Origin of the sequence: Frisingicoccus caecimuris, assembly GCF_004340975.1 — a bacterium.
Lineage (GTDB): Bacteria > Bacillota > Clostridia > Lachnospirales > Lachnospiraceae > Frisingicoccus > Frisingicoccus caecimuris.
Genome location: NZ_SLXA01000005.1, coordinates 71,988 through 90,049 on the forward strand (window position 1 = coordinate 71,988; position 18,062 = coordinate 90,049).

Sequence of the window (18,062 nt, forward strand, 5' to 3'; positions counted from 1 at the left end):
AGACCAAGGAGGGGTTGTTATGGAAGATAAATTACTGGGATACATGCAATGGCCGGAAATCGAGGCGATCATTTATTCGGAGCATGACCGACCGAAGCAGATTTTAGGTCCTCATAAGGTGGATGAGGGTGTTCTTGTGCAGGCCTATTTTCCAGGGGCAGAAAAGTGTGAGATTCTTGTGAAAGGACAGGAAGCTGTGGAGATGCGGGAAGTAGATGAGGATTATTTTGCTGTTCTGCTTTCTGAAGAAACGATTCCCGTTTATCATTATCGTGTGACTTATGGGGAAGATCACACAGTAAAATGTCGGGACCCTTACGCTTTTCCGGCAACGATCCAGATTGAAGATATTAAGAAGTTTCAGGCTGGCATTCACTATGAAGTTTATAAAGTTCTCGGTGCCCATCCGATGACGGTTCAGGGGGTAAAAGGTGTTCGGTTTGCTGTATGGGCGCCAAAGGCTATCCGTGTCAGCGTTGTCGGTGATTTCAACCAGTGGGATGGAAGGCGGCATCCGATGCAGCGCCGTGACGGTGATATCCATGAATTATTTATTCCTGGCCTGAAAGAGGGAGAAATTTACAAATATGAGATCAAGGTAAAAGGCGATACCGTTGTCTTAAAATCTGATCCGTATGGAACGTTGATGCAAATGCGTCCGGATAATGCTTCAGTTATTTATAATATTGAAAAACGCTATAAATGGCAGGATGCATCCTGGATGTCTCAGAGGAAAAAGCTGGCCAAAAAAGAAAAGCCGGAATTTGTCTATGAACTTCATCTGGCGGGGTTTATGCGTCCGGATGCTGTCATTGAGACAGATGAGGATGGTAATGAGACGATCGTAAAACCGGCCGGATTTTATAATTACAGGGAATTGGCAGAAAAAGTGACGGATTATGTGACGGATATGGGATACACTCACGTAGAACTTATGCCTGTTATGGAACATCCGCTGGATGAATCCTGGGGCTATCAGGTGACGGGTTACTATGCACCGACTTCACGTTATGGAACACCGGAAGATTTTATGTATTTTGTGGATTACCTTCATCAGCATAACATCGGGGTTATTCTGGACTGGGTGCCGGCCCATTTTCCGCGGGATTTAAATGGACTGGCTCGATTTGACGGCGGCCCGCTCTATGAGCATCCGGATCCACGGCGGGGAGAACATCCTCATTGGGGAACATTGATCTTTGATTATGGCCGGAAAGAGGTAAGTAATTTCCTTATTGCCAATGCCATGTACTGGGTGGAGCAGTACCATGTGGATGGACTGCGCATGGATGCGGTGGCTTCCATGCTTTATTTGGATTACGGTCGGAATGACGGTGAATGGGTACCTAATATGTATGGCGGCAAGGAACATCTGGAAGCTATTGAGTTCTTGAAACATTTGAATTCCATGATGAAAAAACGCAATCCGGAAGTTCAGATGATTGCGGAAGAGTCGACAGCTTGGCCGAAGGTGACCGGAGCAGTTGAAGAGGACAGCCTTGGCTTTGATATGAAGTGGAATATGGGCTGGATGAACGATTTTCTTGGTTATATGGCACTGGATCCATTATTCCGAAAGGGTGCCTATGGACAGCTCTTGTTCAGCATGATTTATGCTTACAGTGAAAAATTTATGCTTGTTTTATCCCATGATGAGGTCGTTCACGGCAAAGGTTCCATGATTGGAAAAATGCCGGGTGAATATAAAGATAAGTTTGCGAATCTGCGGGCAGCCTATGGTTTTATGGTGTGCCATCCGGGAAAGAAGCTTTTGTTCATGGGTCAGGATTTTGCCCAGTTTACGGAATTTAATGAGGGCAAGAGCCTGGAATGGTTCATGCTGAAACATGAAATGCATAAAAAGATGCAGGATTATATGCGGGAACTGGTTCATTTTTATAAGGAATATCCGGCGCTCTATGCCCTGGATGATGAACCGGAAGGCTTTGAATGGATCAATAATATATCGGCGGATGAGAGCATCGTCGTATTTACACGCAAGACATCGAAAAAAGACGAAACCTTGCTGGTAGTCTGCAATTTCACACCGGTCGTACGAAAGAACTATAAAATTGGTGTGCCGTTCCGTGGAAAATTCAAAGAGATCTTTAACAGTGATGCGGTGAAATTCGGCGGTGAAGGTAATGTGAATCCAAGATTAAAACAATCAAAGGCCGAAGAATGTGATGGTCGGGACGATTCAATTAAAATAATTGTGCCGCCACTGGGGATCAGTATTTTTAAGTGCACCCCATTGGCTCCGGCGAAAAAACGTAAGAAATAAATCTTGTAAATGATAGTTTTAGTCAATAAAAAGGTGGAATCAAATATCAATCCTTGGTTCCACCTTTTGTTTTTTCAAATTTATACCCACAGATAATCGGTATATACCGGCTGTAATCCATGATTTAAGATGGCCTGATGGACCTCGGTGACGCTCCTCGGGTCGGAGATTTCAAACTGTTCGTCACCCTTGGCTTCTTCCTCGTGGCCGCCGACACCGACACTGACGCCGGCAGAGATTTTTGTGGCCGCCATGCCGATGACATTGTCACGAAAGCCGGCCCGTTCCCTGGTAGAAATAGTGATTCCGGCAAAAGGCATAAAGAGACGATAGGCCAGCATGACCTGCAAAAGCTGTGGTTCATGTACGTCATTTGGATTATTATCCGCGTTATTCACATAAGGTCTGAGACGCGGCGTAGAGAAAGAAATCTCAGCATGAGGATATTTTTGCTGAATGTAGTAGGCATGCATTCCCGAAGCAAAGGCATCCTTTCGGAAATCATCAAGTCCTAAAAGAGCGCCGAAGGATACACCCCGCATACCGCCCATTAAAGCCCGTTCCTGGGCATTCAGACGGTATGGATACACCCGCTTTGGACCGCTTGGGTGCATTTGTTCATATTTGACCGGATTATAGGTTTCCTGGTAAACGCTGACAAAGTCGGCGCCGCATTCGTGAAGATAGCGGTATTCGTCCGAGTTCAGCGGATAGATTTCGATACCGATGGTGGAAAAATATTTACGGGCCAGCTTTAAGGCTTCGCCGATATATTCCACATCTGACATACGGCGGGATTCACCGGTGAGGATAAGAATTTCTTTTAAGCCGGTCCTGGCGATGGTCGCCAGTTCGTGGTCAATTTCTTCATAGGTCAGTTTGGCTCGGTGGATTTTATTTTTACAGTTGAATCCGCAGTAGACACATTCGTTTTCACAATAATTGGCGATGTAGAGCGGCGTGAACATGCATATTGAATTACCAAAGTGTTTCCGGGTTTCGTACTGAGCCTTATGAGCCATTTCTTCAAGAAAAGGGAATGCGGCCGGGGAGAGCAGAGCGGCGAAATCTTCCGGGCTCAGAATATCTTTAGCAAGGGCCGAGCGGACGTCTGCTTCGGTATAACGATGATAATCGTAATGTTCCATAGCCTTCAGAACTTTGTCCATAATGTCGGAATCCACGGCTTCCATTGTATCCAGGTACTTCATATGGTCTGTTGCTGTGACTTTCATATTCTGCGCCTCCTAATTTTCCATAAAGCCCGTCAGAGGGCTGGATGCTTCACCGCGAAATTCAAGAACCCGTCCCGGCCGGGAAAGGTAAGCCAGACGTCCGGCTTCAATAGCCAGTTTAAAAGCTTTCGCCATGGACGCCACATCTCCGGCAGTGGCAATGGCTGTATTTGCCATGACTGCATCAACGCCAAGTTCCATGGCTTCACAGGCCTGGGAAGGACGTCCGATACCGGCATCTACAATAATTGGAAGGTCGATTTCTTCTACGATCATTTTTACAAAATCACGGGTGCAAAGACCTTTATTGCTGCCAATCGGAGCTCCGAGAGGCATGATCGCCGAAGCTCCGGCATCTCTTAAAGACCGGGCAGCTACCAAATCCGGCATCATATATGGCATGACAATAAAACCTTCTTTGGCCAGAATTTCTGTAGCTTTGATGGTTTCGTAGTTATCCGGCATTAAATATTTGGATTCATGGATGACTTCGATTTTTACAAAATCACCACAGCCCAGTTCTCTGGAAAGACGGGCAATACGTACAGCTTCTTCTGCGGTTCTGGCACCGGAAGTATTCGGCAGGAGAGTGATTCCCTCTGGCATATAATCCAGAATGTTTTCTTTTCCGCCGGCATTGGCACGGCGAAGCGCCAGGGTGGCCATTTCGACACCGCCATTTTCAATGACAGCTTTTGTCATTTCTAAAGAAAATTTTCCCGAGCCTAAAATAAAACGGGAGTTAAATTCATGTCCTCCGATGATTAATGTATCTTTCATTTGATGTTTCCTCCAGTCAAAAAATTTATACTTCTGTAATCCCTAAAAGCAGCCGCAGCGCCATATTGGCTTCGTGGGCTGCACAAATCTGAACCCGGGGCGCCATAAGTGTACCAACGGATTCGATGTCTGATACCCTGTCGCCGCACAGATAGAGATTTTTCATCACCTTTTCTGTTCGAATCGTGTTGGAACTTCCGTAACCGGCCATTCCCGAACCGGAAAGAATGGGAAGTCCCGGACAGTTTTCCAGCAGACTGTTGACAAGTTCAGCCTTGGCTTCAGGTTTGTCAAAAGCCTCGCAGACCAAGTCACAGTCTTTAAAGAGCTTCGGCGCATTTTCTCCGGTAATCCGCATACAGCGTGTATCCAGATGAATAAATGGATTAGCCTGTAAAATCAAATCCTTAAGGGCTTCTGATTTTGGTATTCCAAGATGGGAAACCATATAGTGCTGCCGGTTTAGATTGCTTGGCTCTACACGGTCAAAGTCAATCAGCAGGAGATGACCAACACCGCTGCGCGCCAGCATCATGGCAATGTTGGAACCTAAACCGCCAAGGCCGGCAATACCCACATGAGCTTTTGCCAGTGTATCAAACACCTGCTGTCCATGCCGTTCAATGAGCATGGCGTCATAATCTTTTTTAGTGATCATCAGCCACCTCCAACGAAATGAACAATTTCCAGTGTATCCGCCTCAGTAAGCATGATGGCGTCATAGGTCTGTTTCGGGACAATATCCCCATTGCGTTCTACGGCAATACGTCCGGTTGAATAACCGGATTTCTCCAGAAACTCTTTCAATGAAACGGGTTCGGTAAGGGTAACGATTTCTCCGTTGACTTTCATAGAAATACCTCCTTTATCCTTTTTTAAACACAAAAAGGGATACACCCGCGGTGGTGTACCCCTTTTATAAAGCATTTGCTAAATAAACTTAACGAATCCATATTATTTTTCCAAAAAATAAAATATCACAAAGCCGGTGTCCTGTCAAGATATTCCTTTTCAAGAGCAAGCACGTTTTTCATAGCTTCCACACCCGGAGCGCCGATGGTATTTCGGGTGTTGACGCAGGTCTCAAGGGAGATAGCTTCATAAATATCCTCTTCAAATACCGGACTGATCATCTTATATTCTTCCAGTGTCAGATCATCCAGGGCCTTATTATTTTCAATGCCGTAGAGAACGAGCTGGCCGATGATACCATGAGCGTCACGGAAAGGTACGCCATGTTTAACAAGATAATCGGCGGCATCGGTGGCGTTGGTGAAACCGTTGCGGGCACTTTTTGCCATGGCAGGTTTGTTGATTTTCATTGTTTGAATCATGCCGGTAAACAGTTTGATACAGCCCTTGGTCGTGTCAATGGCGTCAAAGGTCAGTTCTTTATCTTCCTGCATGTCTTTATTATAAGCCAGCGGCAGTCCTTTCATTGTTGTGAGAAGGGACATGAGAGCACCGTAAACCCGGCCAGTTTTCCCGCGGACAAGTTCAGCGATATCCGGATTCTTTTTCTGAGGCATAATACTGCTTCCTGTGGAATAGGCGTCATCCAGTTCAATAAACTGATATTCATTGGTATTCCAGACAATGATCTCTTCAGAGAAACGGCTCAGATGCATCATTATGGTGGAAAGAGCGCCTAAAAGCTCGATAAGGTAATCTCTGTCCGATACGGAATCCATACTGTTTAAGGTTGGACCATCAAATCCGAGAAGTTCCGCTGTGCAGGCCCGGTCCAATGGATAAGTTGTTCCGGCCAGTGCGCCCGCGCCGAGAGGGCATGTGTTCATACGTTTATAAATATCAGCCAGACGGCTCCGGTCCCGTTTGAACATTTCAAAATAGGCGCCGAAATGGTGGGCCAGTGTTAATGGCTGAGCTTTTTGAAGATGAGTAAATCCGGGCATGAAGGTTGATGTGTTTTTTTCCATAATGGACAAAATAACGGTGAGCAGATCACGGAGGAGCGCGTCACATTCTTTGATCTCATCCCGGGTATACAGCTTCATATCAAGAGCAACCTGATCGTTGCGGCTCCGTCCGGTATGAAGCTTTTTGCCGGTTTCGCCGGTGCGTTCAATGAGCATGGCTTCCACAAAGCTGTGGATATCCTCGTAGGCCGGGGAGATTACCAGTGCACCTTCGGCAATTTCGTTTTTTATATCTTTCAGAGCGGCAATGATCGTATCCCGTTCTTCATCTGTTAAAATCTGCTGTTTGGCCAGCATAGTCACGTGAGCGATGCTGCCGTCAATATCCTGTTTATAAAATTTCTGGTCAAAGGAAATCGATGCATTGAAGTTATGTACAAGTTTATCTGTCTGCTTAGTAAAGCGTCCGCCCCATAATTTTAATTCCATATTGGATTCACTTCTTTCTATTATATAGTGTATGTCTTCACAATATTAGCTTATTTTGCATGAAAATGCAAGAAATATTCAGAGTAAAATTACATCTTTACAATAAAAATTGTCTATGATATAATATGGCGGTATGAGTAATAACCCGTGTTCGGATGTGGGAGACTCCAACCCGTTCTTAGCACGAGGCATTTCAAAATTTAGGAGGAAATACACTATGATTACATCAGAGATGAAGAAAGAAATCATCGCTACTTATGGAAGAACACCGGAAGATACAGGTTCACCGGAAGTTCAGATCGCTTTATTAACAGCTCGAATCAGTGATTTGACAGAGCATCTGAAAGTACACAAAAAAGACCATCATTCCAGACGTGGTCTGTTAAAAATGGTTGGTCAGAGACGTGGTATGCTCGACTATCTCAAGAAGACAGATATCGAAAGATACAGAGCTATCGTCCAGAAGTTAGGTTTAAGAAAATAATTTTAAACAGTGGGATGGAGCTTTCCATCCCACTATTTGCATCCAAACTTTCACAGGAATCTTCTACTCGAGACCACTGAAAAGTATATGCCGCTGCCGGGAATTTCCCCGGAAAATTGTGCGGGGCATGTCTTTTTCAGTAGTTTCGATTGGCTTCCTGTGAAAATTATCAATATTTTTATAAGGAGATTGAATATGTCAAAAGAGTACAAGAGTTATTCGATGGAACTGGCAGGAAGGACCCTGCGTGTCGATGTGGGCCGTGTCGCTAAACAGGCGAATGGTGCCGTATTTATTCATTATGGAGATACAGTTATCCTCTCCACAGCAACGGCTTCTGAAAAACCAAGAGAAGGCATTGATTTCTTCCCGTTGAGCGTGGAATTTGAAGAAAAAATGTATTCCGTTGGTAAGATTCCCGGAGGATTTAACAAGAGAGAAGGAAAGGCCAGCGAGCATGCGGTACTGACTTCCCGTGTTATTGACCGTCCGATGCGTCCGTTATTCCCGAAGGACTACCGGAATGATGTGACATTAAATAACCTGGTCATGAGTGTTGACCCGGATGCCAATCCGGAGGTTGTTGCCATGCTTGGTTCTGCCATTGCCGTGTCTATTTCAGATATTCCGTTTGATGGCCCGATTGCTGCTACACAGGTTGGCCTTGTGGACGGCAAGCTTGTATTTAATCCAATGGCTGAGGAAAAAGAACATTCGGATCTTGCGTTGACTGTAGCATCTACTCGTGAAAAGGTCATCATGATTGAAGCCGGAGCCAATGAAGTGCCGGAAGATAAGATGATTGAAGCTATTTTTGCTGCTCATGAATTAAATCAGGAAATCATTAAATTTTTCGACGGTATCGTAGCTGAATGTGGAAAAGAAAAACACAGTTATACAAGCTGTGCTGTTCCGGATGAATTATTCGCAGCAATTAAAGAAATTGTTCCTCAGGAAGCTATGGAAGAAGCTGTGTTCACTGATGAGAAGCAGGTGCGTGAGGAAAATATCCGTCAGATCAAAGAGAAACTCGCCGAAGCTTTTGCCGAAAATGAAGAGTGGCTGGAACTGATCGATGAAGCTGTATATCAGTATCAGAAAAAGACGGTTCGTAAGATGATTTTGAAGGATCATAAACGTCCGGACGGTCGTGCACTGAATCAGATCCGTCCATTGGCTGCAGAAATCGATCTGCTTCCGAGAGTTCATGGCTCTGCCATGTTCACCCGTGGTCAGACTCAGATCTGTACAGTGACCACATTGGCTCCAATGTCCGAGGCACAGCGTATTGATGGCATCGATGTCAATGTGACATCCAAACGTTATATGCACCATTACAATTTCCCTTCCTACTCTGTTGGTGAAACAAAACCTTCCAGAGGACCGGGACGTCGTGAAATCGGCCATGGCGCTTTAGCTGAAAAAGCTTTGGTTCCTGTGCTTCCAAGTGTGGAAGAGTTCCCATATGCGATTCGTACGGTTTCCGAAACCTTTGAATCCAATGGCTCTACATCTCAGGCAAGTATCTGTGCATCTACCATGTCCCTGATGGCGGCTGGTGTTCCGATCAAAAAGCAGGTGGCTGGTATTTCTGCCGGACTTGTTACCGGAGATACGGATGACGACTATGTTGTATTGACAGATATTCAGGGCCTTGAAGATTTCTTCGGCGATATGGATTTCAAAGTGGCAGGTACCCATGATGGTATTACTGCAATTCAGATGGATATTAAGATTCATGGCCTGACCCGTCCGATCATTGAAGAAGCCATTCGCCGCACAAAAGAGGCGAGAGAATATATTATCAATGAAGTGCTGACTCCGGCCATTGCCGAACCGCGTAAGGAAGTTGGCAAATATGCGCCGAAGATTAAGCAGATCATGATCGATCCTCAGAAGATTGGCGACGTTGTTGGTTCCAAGGGTAAGATCATCAACCAGATCATTGACGAGACCGGTGTAAAGATCGATATTACCGATGATGGCGCTGTGGCCGTCTGCGGCGTTGAAAAAGAGGGCATTGATAAGGCTATCGAAATGATTCAGATGATCGCTTCTGAATTTGAAGAAGGCAAGATTTATGTCGGCAAGGTTGTCAGCATCAAAGAATTCGGCGCATTCCTTGAGTTTGCACCGGGCAAGGAAGGTATGGTCCATATCTCCAAACTGGACAAGAAGCGTGTCAATCGCGTGGAAGATGTCCTTACTCTTGGCGATGTGATTAAAGTTAAATGTCTTGGAAAAGACAAGATGGGACGTATCAGCTTCAGTAAAAAAGACGCTGAGTAATAATAAGGCGTGTTCCCCTGAAAAAATCTGAAAGGATTTTACAGAGGAATGCGTCTGTTTTTTTTGAAAAATTGTCAGAAATTTATCAAAAGCATGTACTCAATTTGCGCGATGTATGATATAATAATAGAAAATAGAGAGGAAAAATGTGTGATGGAGGCCGACTATGAATCAAAAGGGTAAAATGTTAACGCTCATTCTCCTTTAATGTAAATTGCGGCGGAAACACTGTCGAATTGTCGAAATTATCCAGAGAAATCCTCTTGTTTCTTAGGCATATTTACTGTAAAATATAAGTATCTGGAAGAGAAAGCGAGAACAATGAAATGAAAGTACGTATATGTCCTTTATGTGACCAGCCGATGAAAAAGGCTCATCGATGTGATAACTGTCATTCCTTCGTCTGGAAACCTCAGTACATGGATATTCATTATAATACGGACACGGTGCATGGTAAGGATTGTTCCTACGATTCGAAGCCCCATGACTATGCGTATCATGATGATGGTTCTGTAACGATGATGCCTTCGAGGAAAAGACTAAAGAAAGAGCAGCAGACGCAGAACTTTGGACAGAAGGAAAAAGAATCCTATAAAGATTATCAAAAAACATATCGGAGCGAGACGCCAGTTGGAAAGAGGAATGCTTCCGGCAAAGCGAAGCTGATCGTTATTCTGCTGGTGGTTTTTGGGATTATCTCTACGGCGATCGAGGTGATTGAAAGTTTTACCGAAAAAGTATCTTTTGACATCACCGGGGCAGGGGCTGACAGCGTGGTCAGCGAGACACAGTGGATTTATGATGAAGATGATGGAGATATATCCGCTGGCGGAGAAGAACGCAGAGAGTATACCGACGAGGAGGTGATAGCCGGAGGAAAGGAATGCACAGGCATAGCCCATATGGAAGTGACAAAAGATACGTTTATTGCGGCTGTAGAACCTGAATTATCAGCACTTGGCGTAGATATTCGATCTTTTTCGGATGAATCAAATAATTACGCATATGAATATGATGATGACTATTCTTATACATATTTTGTCCAGGAGCGAATGTATGACATGGATATGGATATCGGGTATTATTATAATGTGTCCTGGGATACGTTCAGCAAAAAGCTTCATGAAGTCAGTTATAATGTTTGTGACAGCGAGCGGGCGGAAGCTTTTTATGCAGCAACGATGCAGGCGTTGACCGGCGACGGTGAAAAATTCAGAAAAGAATTCGGAAAGCAGCGGGAGACTGCCGAAGAGGATGAATATGTATTTTTTGAGACAGAAGGATATGAGATATACATTAACTATTACAAAGGCTATTCGGAGTCTTATTATGTCTCGATTGTCAAAACCATGTGATCAGCCTGAAGGGTTGTTCTGAAATATGAACAATTTTTACTCGTTTATTCCTTGACGTAATTGTTCAACTTGTATTAAAATAATCATTGGAATATAATGCGTTTTGCATTATGATATGCTACACAAATGAAAGGAGATTATTTCAAAATGGCAAAAGTTATGAAAACCATGGATGGTAATACTGCTGCTGCATGGACTTCCTATGCGTTTACAGAAGTAGCTGGTATTTTCCCAATTACACCATCCTCACCAATGGCCGAAGTTACAGACGAATGGGCTGCAAACGGCAGAAAGAATATTTTCGGACAGACTGTAGAAGTTGTTGAGATGCAGTCCGAGGCAGGTGCCGCTGGTACTGTACACGGTTCCCTTTCCACAGGTGCTTTAACAACAACATATACAGCATCTCAGGGTCTTCTTCTGATGATTCCGAACATGTACAAAATTGCTGGTGAGCAGTTACCTACTGTATTCCATGTAAGTGCCAGAGCTCTTGCGACACATGCGCTGAACATCTTCGGTGACCATACAGACGTTATGGCCTGCCGTCAGACAGGTTTCGCTATGCTGTGCTCCGGTTCCGTTCAGGAAGTTATGGATTTAGCTGCAGTAGCTCATTTGTCAGCTATCAAAGGCCGTGTACCATTCCTTCACTTCTTTGATGGTTTCCGTACATCTCACGAAATTCAGAAAGTTGAATGTACAGATTACGATGAATTAGCTAAGTTAGTTGATTACGACGCACTGGCTGAATTCAGAAAGAACGCATTGAACCCAGAACATCCAGTTGTTCGTGGTACTGCTCAGAACCCGGATATTTTCATGCAGGGTTGTGAAGCTCGTAACCGTTTCTATGACGCTCTTCCGGAAGTTGTTGAAGAATACATGGAAAAAGTCAGCGCTATGACTGGCCGCGACTACAAATTATTCAACTACTATGGTGATCCACAGGCTGACCGCGTTATCATTGCTATGGGTTCTGTTTGTGACGCCGCTAAAGAAACAATTGATTACATGATGGCTAAAGGCGAAAAAGTTGGTTTAGTTCAGATTCACCTTTACAGACCATTCAAAGAGGATGCATTCCTTGCAGCTATTCCTGAAACAGCTACTAAGATTGCTGTTCTCGACAGAGATAAAGAAAATGGTGCCATCGGAGAACCAGTATACCTTGATGTTCTCGCTGCATACTACAGAGCTGGAAAACAGGCTACAATCGTAGGCGGACGTTATGGTCTTGGTTCCAAAGACGTTACTCCGAGCCAGATTATTTCTGTATTTGAAAACCTGAAACTTGACGCTCCGAAGAACAACTTCACAATCGGTATCGTAGATGATGTTACACATCTGTCTCTGCCAGTTCTTCCAGAGGTTGACGTTGCCGGCGAAGGTACAACAAGCTGTAAATTCTGGGGTCTTGGTGCTGACGGTACTGTTGGTGCTAACAAGAACTCCATCAAGATCATTGGTGACCATACAGATATGTACGCTCAGGCATACTTCCACTATGATTCCAAGAAATCCGGTGGTGTTACACAGTCCCACTTACGTTTTGGTAAAAAACCAATTCGTTCTACATACCTTGTTACAACAGCTGACTTTGTTGCATGTCATAACGAAGCATACATTAACCTGTATGATATGTTAGGAGATGTTAAAGAAGGCGGTACATTCCTGTTCAACACTGAATGGACAGCAGAAGAATTAGACGAGAAACTGCCAGCAAGTGTTAAGAGAGCTCTTGCTCAGAAACATGTTAAATTCTACACGATCAATGCTACTAAGATTGCAAGAGAAATCGGCCTTGGTAACCGTACAAACTCTGTACTTCAGGCTGCATTCTTCAAACTGGCTAACATTATCCCGATTGACGATGCAGTTAAATACATGAAAGAAGCTATCTACAAATCCTATGGTAAGAAGGGTGAAGCTATCGTTAACATGAACTACGCAGCAGTAGATGCTGGTGTTGACGGTGCTGTAGAAGTTGCTGTTCCGGCTGAATGGGCTAACGCCGTTGATCCAGAAGCTACAAACGTTAAAGAAGTACCAGATTTCGTTAAGAATATCGTACAGCCGATGAACGCTTGTAAAGGTGATGACCTTCCGGTCAGCATGTATCTTGGAAGAGAAGATGGACATTTTGAATTAGGTACAGCTGCATATGAAAAACGTGGTGTTGCAACTATGGTTCCAGCATGGGATGCTTCCAAGTGTATTCAGTGTAACCAGTGTTCTTATGTATGTCCTCATGCAACTATCCGTCCAATCCTGTTAACAGCTGAAGAAAATGCAGCAGCTCCTGCTGGATTTGGTGCAGTAGCAGGTAAAGGTAAAGGTGTTGATCAGTACATGTTCAAGATGCAGGTATCTCCACTTGACTGTCTTGGATGTGGAAGCTGTGCTAATGTCTGCCCGGCTAAGGAAAAAGCTCTGACAATGGTTCCTGCTCATACTCAGGAAGCAGAAGCAGAAAATTGGGAATATGCAATGAGCGTTTCCAAGAAAGCTAATCCGATGGATAAATTTACGGTTAAAGGCAGCCAGTTCGAACAGCCATTATTCGAGTTCTCAGGAGCTTGTGCAGGTTGTGGTGAAACACCTTATGCTAAATTGATGACACAGTTATTTGGTGATCGTATGCAGATCGCAAACGCTACAGGATGTTCCTCCATTTGGGGTGCTTCCACACCATCTATGCCATATACAACAAATGAAAAAGGACAGGGTCCTGCTTGGTGTAACTCCCTGTTCGAAGATAACGCAGAATTTGGTTTAGGTATGTACTTAGGCCAGAAACAGCGTAGACTTGGTCTTCGTGACACAGTTAAAGCTGCAGCTGAAAAAGCCACAGGCGCTGTTAAAGAAGCTATGGAAAACTGGATTGCAACTATGGATTTAGGTGAAGAATCCAAAGCTTCTGCAGCAGCATTGTTAGCAGCTGTTAAAGATTGCCAGTGTGATGGCGAAGTTAAAGCTGCTTGCGAAGCTATCGAAAAGAACGCTGACTTACTCGTTAAGAAATCTCAGTGGATCTTCGGTGGTGACGGATGGGCATACGATATCGGTTACGGCGGATTAGACCATGTATTAGCTTCCGGCGAAGATATCAACGTATTCGTATATGATACAGAAGTTTACTCCAATACAGGTGGACAGGCTTCTAAGTCCACACCAACAGGTGCCGTTGCTAAATTTGCTGCTTCTGGTAAGAAACAGAAGAAGAAAGACCTTGGTATGATGGCTGTTTCCTATGGTTATGTATATGTAGCAGAAGTTGCTATGGGTGCAAATCAGGGTCAGTTAGTTAAAGCTTTGAAAGAAGCTGAAAGCTATCCAGGTCCATCCCTGATCATCGGTTATGCTCCATGTATCAACCATGGTATTAAGGGTGGTATGAGCGGTGCTCAGACAAGAATTAAAGAAGCTGTTGCTTGTGGATACTGGCATATGTGGAGATACAATCCATTGCTGAAAGCAGAAGGAAAGAATCCATTTATCCTTGATTCTACAAAAGAACCAACAGGAAGCTTCAGAGACTTCATCATGAATGAAGTACGTTATTCTTCCTTACAGAGAACATTCCCAGAAATCGCTGAAGAAATGTTTGTTAAGAATGAAGAAGACGCTAAAGAAAGACTTGCTGGTTATATTAAAATGGCAGCAGAATAATCTGAATAAATAATGAAACGCCGTCTGGTTTTCCAGGCGGCGTTTTTAAATTATCGTTTTACAGTTTCGCTTTCGGCTTCTGTGGCAGAATCTGCAGCATTGTTTAAATCAGAATTTTCAAGACCGATGTTATTGTCTGAACCATTATTTGCATTTCCATCATATGAGGAACCGTTATTTACGTTTCCATTGTCTTTGTTGTCCTTATCCAGAGAACTGCTTGTATCTGTTACGCCATTTACACCACTCATATTGGTTGTGTCCTGACCGAAAATAGACGTTTCAACATTATCTTTATCGCGGAGATATGCGCCTAATAATATGTCATCACGATAACGAAGGACGGCGGTAGAACCGTCAGAAAGGCTATATACATCAATTTTTTCATGGTCTGCCAGACTTTTATCGCCCGTACCAAGTAAGTCTTCGACGTCTTTCCGGGCCATGCCGGAATACAATCCTCGAACGTGGTCAGACGTTAAATCGGTTCGGGCCTGCGTACCGGCTTTGTCTGCACTGGAACAGCCGGTGATCAGCAGAACTGTGAAGAGAGAAAGAACCCAGAATAAATATGTCCGATGTGTTTTCATAGTAATTACCTCCTGAATAATTAAAAGATAATCCTAGTATGAACTTTTGGACAAAAAATATACCCATTCAGGTATACTGTATGTCAGATGCTCTGCATGGGTATAGTATTCTTAAATCTTAGTTATAGGACAGGCTGTCCGACGGATAAAAAGGATCACTGGTTACGTCGATGCCCAGCTTACGAAGCGTCTGCTCATCGTTTCGGGTAAGCATAATTGTTGAATGGGCTTGCAGACCACGAAGTTTACTTAAGTTATCCATGGCAACCTGTGCCACCGGATTGGTTACGGCACTGATACTCAGAGCAATTAAAATCTCTTCGCTGTTTAAAGCGGTGTATTTGTTGTGCAGATGGTTTTTCTTCAGATGAATCATTGGTTCCAGGATGTTGTGAGAAATAAGTGGAATCTCATCGGAAATACCGGCCAGATATTTGATAGCATTTAATATCATGGCGCCGCAGGCGCTCATCAGTTCGGATTTTTTTCCGGTAATGATCTGACCGTCTTCCATCTGAATAGCAGTAACGGAACAAATATCATTATTGATTAATATACCCTTATATTTTTCTGCTAATTGCCGGGCCGGCATGACAACACTACGTTCTTCGGGTTTCAGCCCCATATTTTCCATAATGAGGTACATGCGCTGCATAGCATCTTCATTAATAAGCCCCTTTTTGTATTCGCAGCTTGTCTTAAAATACCGACGGATAATTTCCTGGCGGGAAGCTTCCTGTACGACATCATCGTCAATAATGCCGAATCCAATCCGATTAACACCCATATCTGTCGGAGATTTATAGACAGATGTTTCATTAGTGATACGTTCAATAATTCTTCGAATGACAGGGAACATTTCCAAATCCCGATTATAATTGACAGCCATTTCACCATAGGCATCCAGATGGAAAGAATCAATCATATTGACATCCTTTAAGTCCACAGTGGCTGCTTCATAGGCCACATTGAGCGGATGCTTTAATGGAATATTCCATACCGGAAAGGTTTCAAACTTGGAATATCCGGCAGATTTTCCAAGGCGGTGTTCGTGGTAGAGCTGATTCAGGCAGGTTGCCAGCTTACCGCTTCCAGGCCCCGGTGCGGTCACAACGACAATAGGTTTTGTTGTGGTGATATAAGGATTGCGGCCATAACCTTCGCTGCTGACAATGGTATCAACATCTGTTGGATATCCCAGAATCGCTTCATGGGTATACACTTTGATATTCCGGCGTTCCAGTTTATTAATAAACACGGTGGTGGCCGGCTGACCGCTGTAGCGGGTGATGACCACACTGTTAACTTCAAGACCATATTCGCGCAGGTCGTCAATCAGGCGGAGTACATCCATATCGTAGGTGATTCCAAAGTCACCACGGATTTTATTTCGTTCAATGTCTCCGGCATAAACACAGATAATGATTTCGGATTTATCTTTTAACTGCTGAAGTAATTTAATCTTGGCATTTTCGTCGAAACCTGGAAGGACACGTTTGGCATGTAAATCTGAAATCAGTTTGCCACCGAATTCCAGGTATAGTTTATCATAGTTATTGACACGTTCTAAAATATATTTTGATTGTTCAAGAATATATTTTTCTGGGTCAAATCCGATTTTCATAACATTCTCCCCTTTATCTAAATGACATTATTCTACATTCTTTATCAGTATAACACAAGTGTCGGTGAAAATTATACTGTTATTTTAATAAAATTTATAGTATACTCATAATTATTGAATTCAATTTATAAGAGGGATTGGAATGACACTTCTGCGAAGATTAAATAATGGTATCCGTATCGTGATGGAGGAAATGCCGACTTACCGTTCGGTATCCATTGGTGTATGGGTGCGTGTCGGTTCGATGTATGAAAATACGGCCAATAATGGTATGGCTCATGTGATCGAACATATGCTGTTTAAGGGGACATCCCGGAGAACAGCAGCGGATATTGCCAATGAGATGACAGCGATCGGTGGTAATATGGATGCTTTTACGTGCAAAGATTGTACCTGTTATTATGCGAAAACATTAGACATTTATGCGGAACAGGCGTTGGATATACTTGGGGATATGCTTTGTAATTCCCTGTTTGATGAAAAAGAATTAAAGAAAGAACTGGGTGTGATTCTTGAAGAAATAGATATGTACGAGGATTCGCCGGAAGATCTGGTTCACGAGCATCTTCAAATGGCCGTGTGGGAGAACCATCCGTTGGGGTATCTCATTTCCGGGGAAAAGCCAATCGTTTCCGGTTTTACAAGAGAGAAGATTCAGGAATTTTTTAATCAGTTTTATGTTGGAGAAAATATTGTTATTTCTGTAGCCGGACATTTTAACGAGGAAAAGATGATGGATTGGATCAGTCATTATTTCGATGGTATACCTCAGGGTCAGCGTTCGGATCGGGGAATAGCGCCTGTATTCAGGCCAGTTATATGGAAGAAAGAAAAAGACATTGAACAAAACCACATTTGTCTGGCCTTTGACTGCTGTACCTTGCTGAGCGATGAGCGTTATGTGTTGACGGTTGCCAATAATTTACTCGGCGGAAATATGAATTCCCGACTTTTTATGAAAATCCGTGATGAATTAGGTCTGACCTATGCCATTTATTCTTATGGAAGTTCCTATGAGCAGGCGGGGCTGTTTCAGATTTATGCGGCAATGCAGCCTTCTCAGACAGAGCAGGTTATGGAGGCTGTGTTTTCAGAGATATCCCGGGCGATTTGCGAGGGAATAACAGACAGGGAATTAGACATTGCTATTCAGCAGATTCAGGCAGAACTGATTTTAGGGTATGAAAGCAGTTATAACCGGATGAGCGGACTGGGTAAATCATTATTGATTCGTGATCGAGCCATTCCGTTGGAAGAGGATTTGCAGCGGATTCAACAGGTGAAGGGCGAGGATATTCGTCAATTTTTAGAGAAATATTTACAAAGAGACAGATGCGGTATTGCAATTGTGGGTGATACCCGACTTTATTAAGGAGGTAC

13 protein-coding genes are annotated in these 18,062 nt (G+C 43.7%); 6 read left to right on the forward strand and 7 right to left on the reverse strand.

Annotated elements, in window-relative coordinates; genetic code table 11:
• Positions 1 to 19: 19 nt before the first annotated feature.
• The gene (glgB, locus tag EV212_RS06900; RefSeq protein ID WP_132090858.1) at positions 20 to 2,284 is read left to right on the forward strand and encodes a 1,4-alpha-glucan branching protein GlgB; all 2,265 of its coding nucleotides are present in this window, start codon (positions 20 to 22) and stop codon (positions 2,282 to 2,284) included.
• Between the two features lie 80 nt (positions 2,285 to 2,364).
• Here glgB and thiH read toward each other — a convergent pair whose 3' ends face one another.
• The 5 genes from thiH to argH form a co-directional block, all read right to left on the reverse strand.
• The gene (thiH, locus tag EV212_RS06905) at positions 2,365 to 3,519 is read right to left on the reverse strand and encodes a 2-iminoacetate synthase ThiH (protein WP_132090861.1); all 1,155 of its coding nucleotides are present in this window, start codon (positions 3,517 to 3,519) and stop codon (positions 2,365 to 2,367) included.
• Between the two features lie 12 nt (positions 3,520 to 3,531).
• The gene (locus EV212_RS06910; protein WP_132090864.1) at positions 3,532 to 4,299 is read right to left on the reverse strand and encodes a thiazole synthase; all 768 of its coding nucleotides are present in this window, start codon (positions 4,297 to 4,299) and stop codon (positions 3,532 to 3,534) included.
• Between the two features lie 25 nt (positions 4,300 to 4,324).
• Positions 4,325 to 4,957: a sulfur carrier protein ThiS adenylyltransferase ThiF gene (thiF, locus tag EV212_RS06915; RefSeq protein WP_132090867.1), complete on the reverse strand. Its 633-nt coding sequence runs from the start codon at positions 4,955 to 4,957 to the stop codon at positions 4,325 to 4,327.
• Positions 4,957 to 5,151, reverse strand: coding sequence for a sulfur carrier protein ThiS (thiS, locus tag EV212_RS06920; RefSeq protein ID WP_132090870.1), 195 nt, complete (start codon positions 5,149 to 5,151; stop codon positions 4,957 to 4,959). Before thiS ends, thiF begins: the two co-directional genes overlap by 1 nt.
• 125 nt (positions 5,152 to 5,276) lie before the next feature.
• Positions 5,277 to 6,668, reverse strand: coding sequence for an argininosuccinate lyase (gene argH / locus EV212_RS06925; RefSeq protein WP_132090873.1), 1,392 nt, complete (start codon positions 6,666 to 6,668; stop codon positions 5,277 to 5,279).
• Positions 6,669 to 6,885: 217 nt separating this feature from the next.
• On the opposite strand from argH, the gene rpsO reads away from it, so the two are divergent.
• The 4 genes from rpsO to nifJ all read left to right on the forward strand — a co-directional run bounded on the left by rpsO (position 6,886) and on the right by nifJ (position 14,468).
• Positions 6,886 to 7,152 carry a 30S ribosomal protein S15 gene (gene rpsO / locus EV212_RS06930; protein ID WP_132090876.1) on the forward strand — a complete coding sequence of 89 codons (267 nt, stop codon included), beginning with the start codon at positions 6,886 to 6,888 and terminating at the stop codon, positions 7,150 to 7,152.
• 195 nt (positions 7,153 to 7,347) lie between these two features.
• Positions 7,348 to 9,441 (forward strand): polyribonucleotide nucleotidyltransferase, encoded by a 2,094-nt coding sequence (locus EV212_RS06935; protein WP_132090879.1) that lies wholly within the window; start codon positions 7,348 to 7,350, stop codon positions 9,439 to 9,441.
• A 326-nt stretch (positions 9,442 to 9,767) separates the two neighbouring features.
• On the forward strand, positions 9,768 to 10,796 hold the full coding sequence (locus tag EV212_RS06940) for a hypothetical protein (RefSeq protein ID WP_132090882.1): 1,029 nt from the start codon (positions 9,768 to 9,770) through the stop codon (positions 10,794 to 10,796).
• A 147-nt stretch (positions 10,797 to 10,943) separates the two neighbouring features.
• Positions 10,944 to 14,468 (forward strand): pyruvate:ferredoxin (flavodoxin) oxidoreductase, encoded by a 3,525-nt coding sequence (nifJ, locus tag EV212_RS06945; protein ID WP_132090885.1) that lies wholly within the window; start codon positions 10,944 to 10,946, stop codon positions 14,466 to 14,468.
• Positions 14,469 to 14,518: 50 nt separating this feature from the next.
• Here the strand turns inward: nifJ and EV212_RS06950 are convergent, their stop codons facing one another.
• Together EV212_RS06950 and EV212_RS06955 are read right to left on the reverse strand one after the other, a co-directional pair.
• Positions 14,519 to 15,058, reverse strand: a complete 540-nt coding sequence (locus tag EV212_RS06950) for a hypothetical protein (protein WP_132090888.1) — start codon at positions 15,056 to 15,058, stop codon at positions 14,519 to 14,521.
• Positions 15,059 to 15,176: 118 nt separating this feature from the next.
• Entirely contained in the window at positions 15,177 to 16,682 is a 1,506-nt protein-coding gene (locus EV212_RS06955) for a DUF1846 domain-containing protein (protein ID WP_132090891.1), read from the reverse strand.
• A gap of 142 nt (positions 16,683 to 16,824) precedes the next feature.
• On the opposite strand from EV212_RS06955, the gene EV212_RS06960 reads away from it, so the two are divergent.
• On the forward strand, positions 16,825 to 18,054 hold the full coding sequence (locus EV212_RS06960) for a M16 family metallopeptidase (protein WP_132090894.1): 1,230 nt from the start codon (positions 16,825 to 16,827) through the stop codon (positions 18,052 to 18,054).
• Positions 18,055 to 18,062 lie beyond the last annotated feature (8 nt).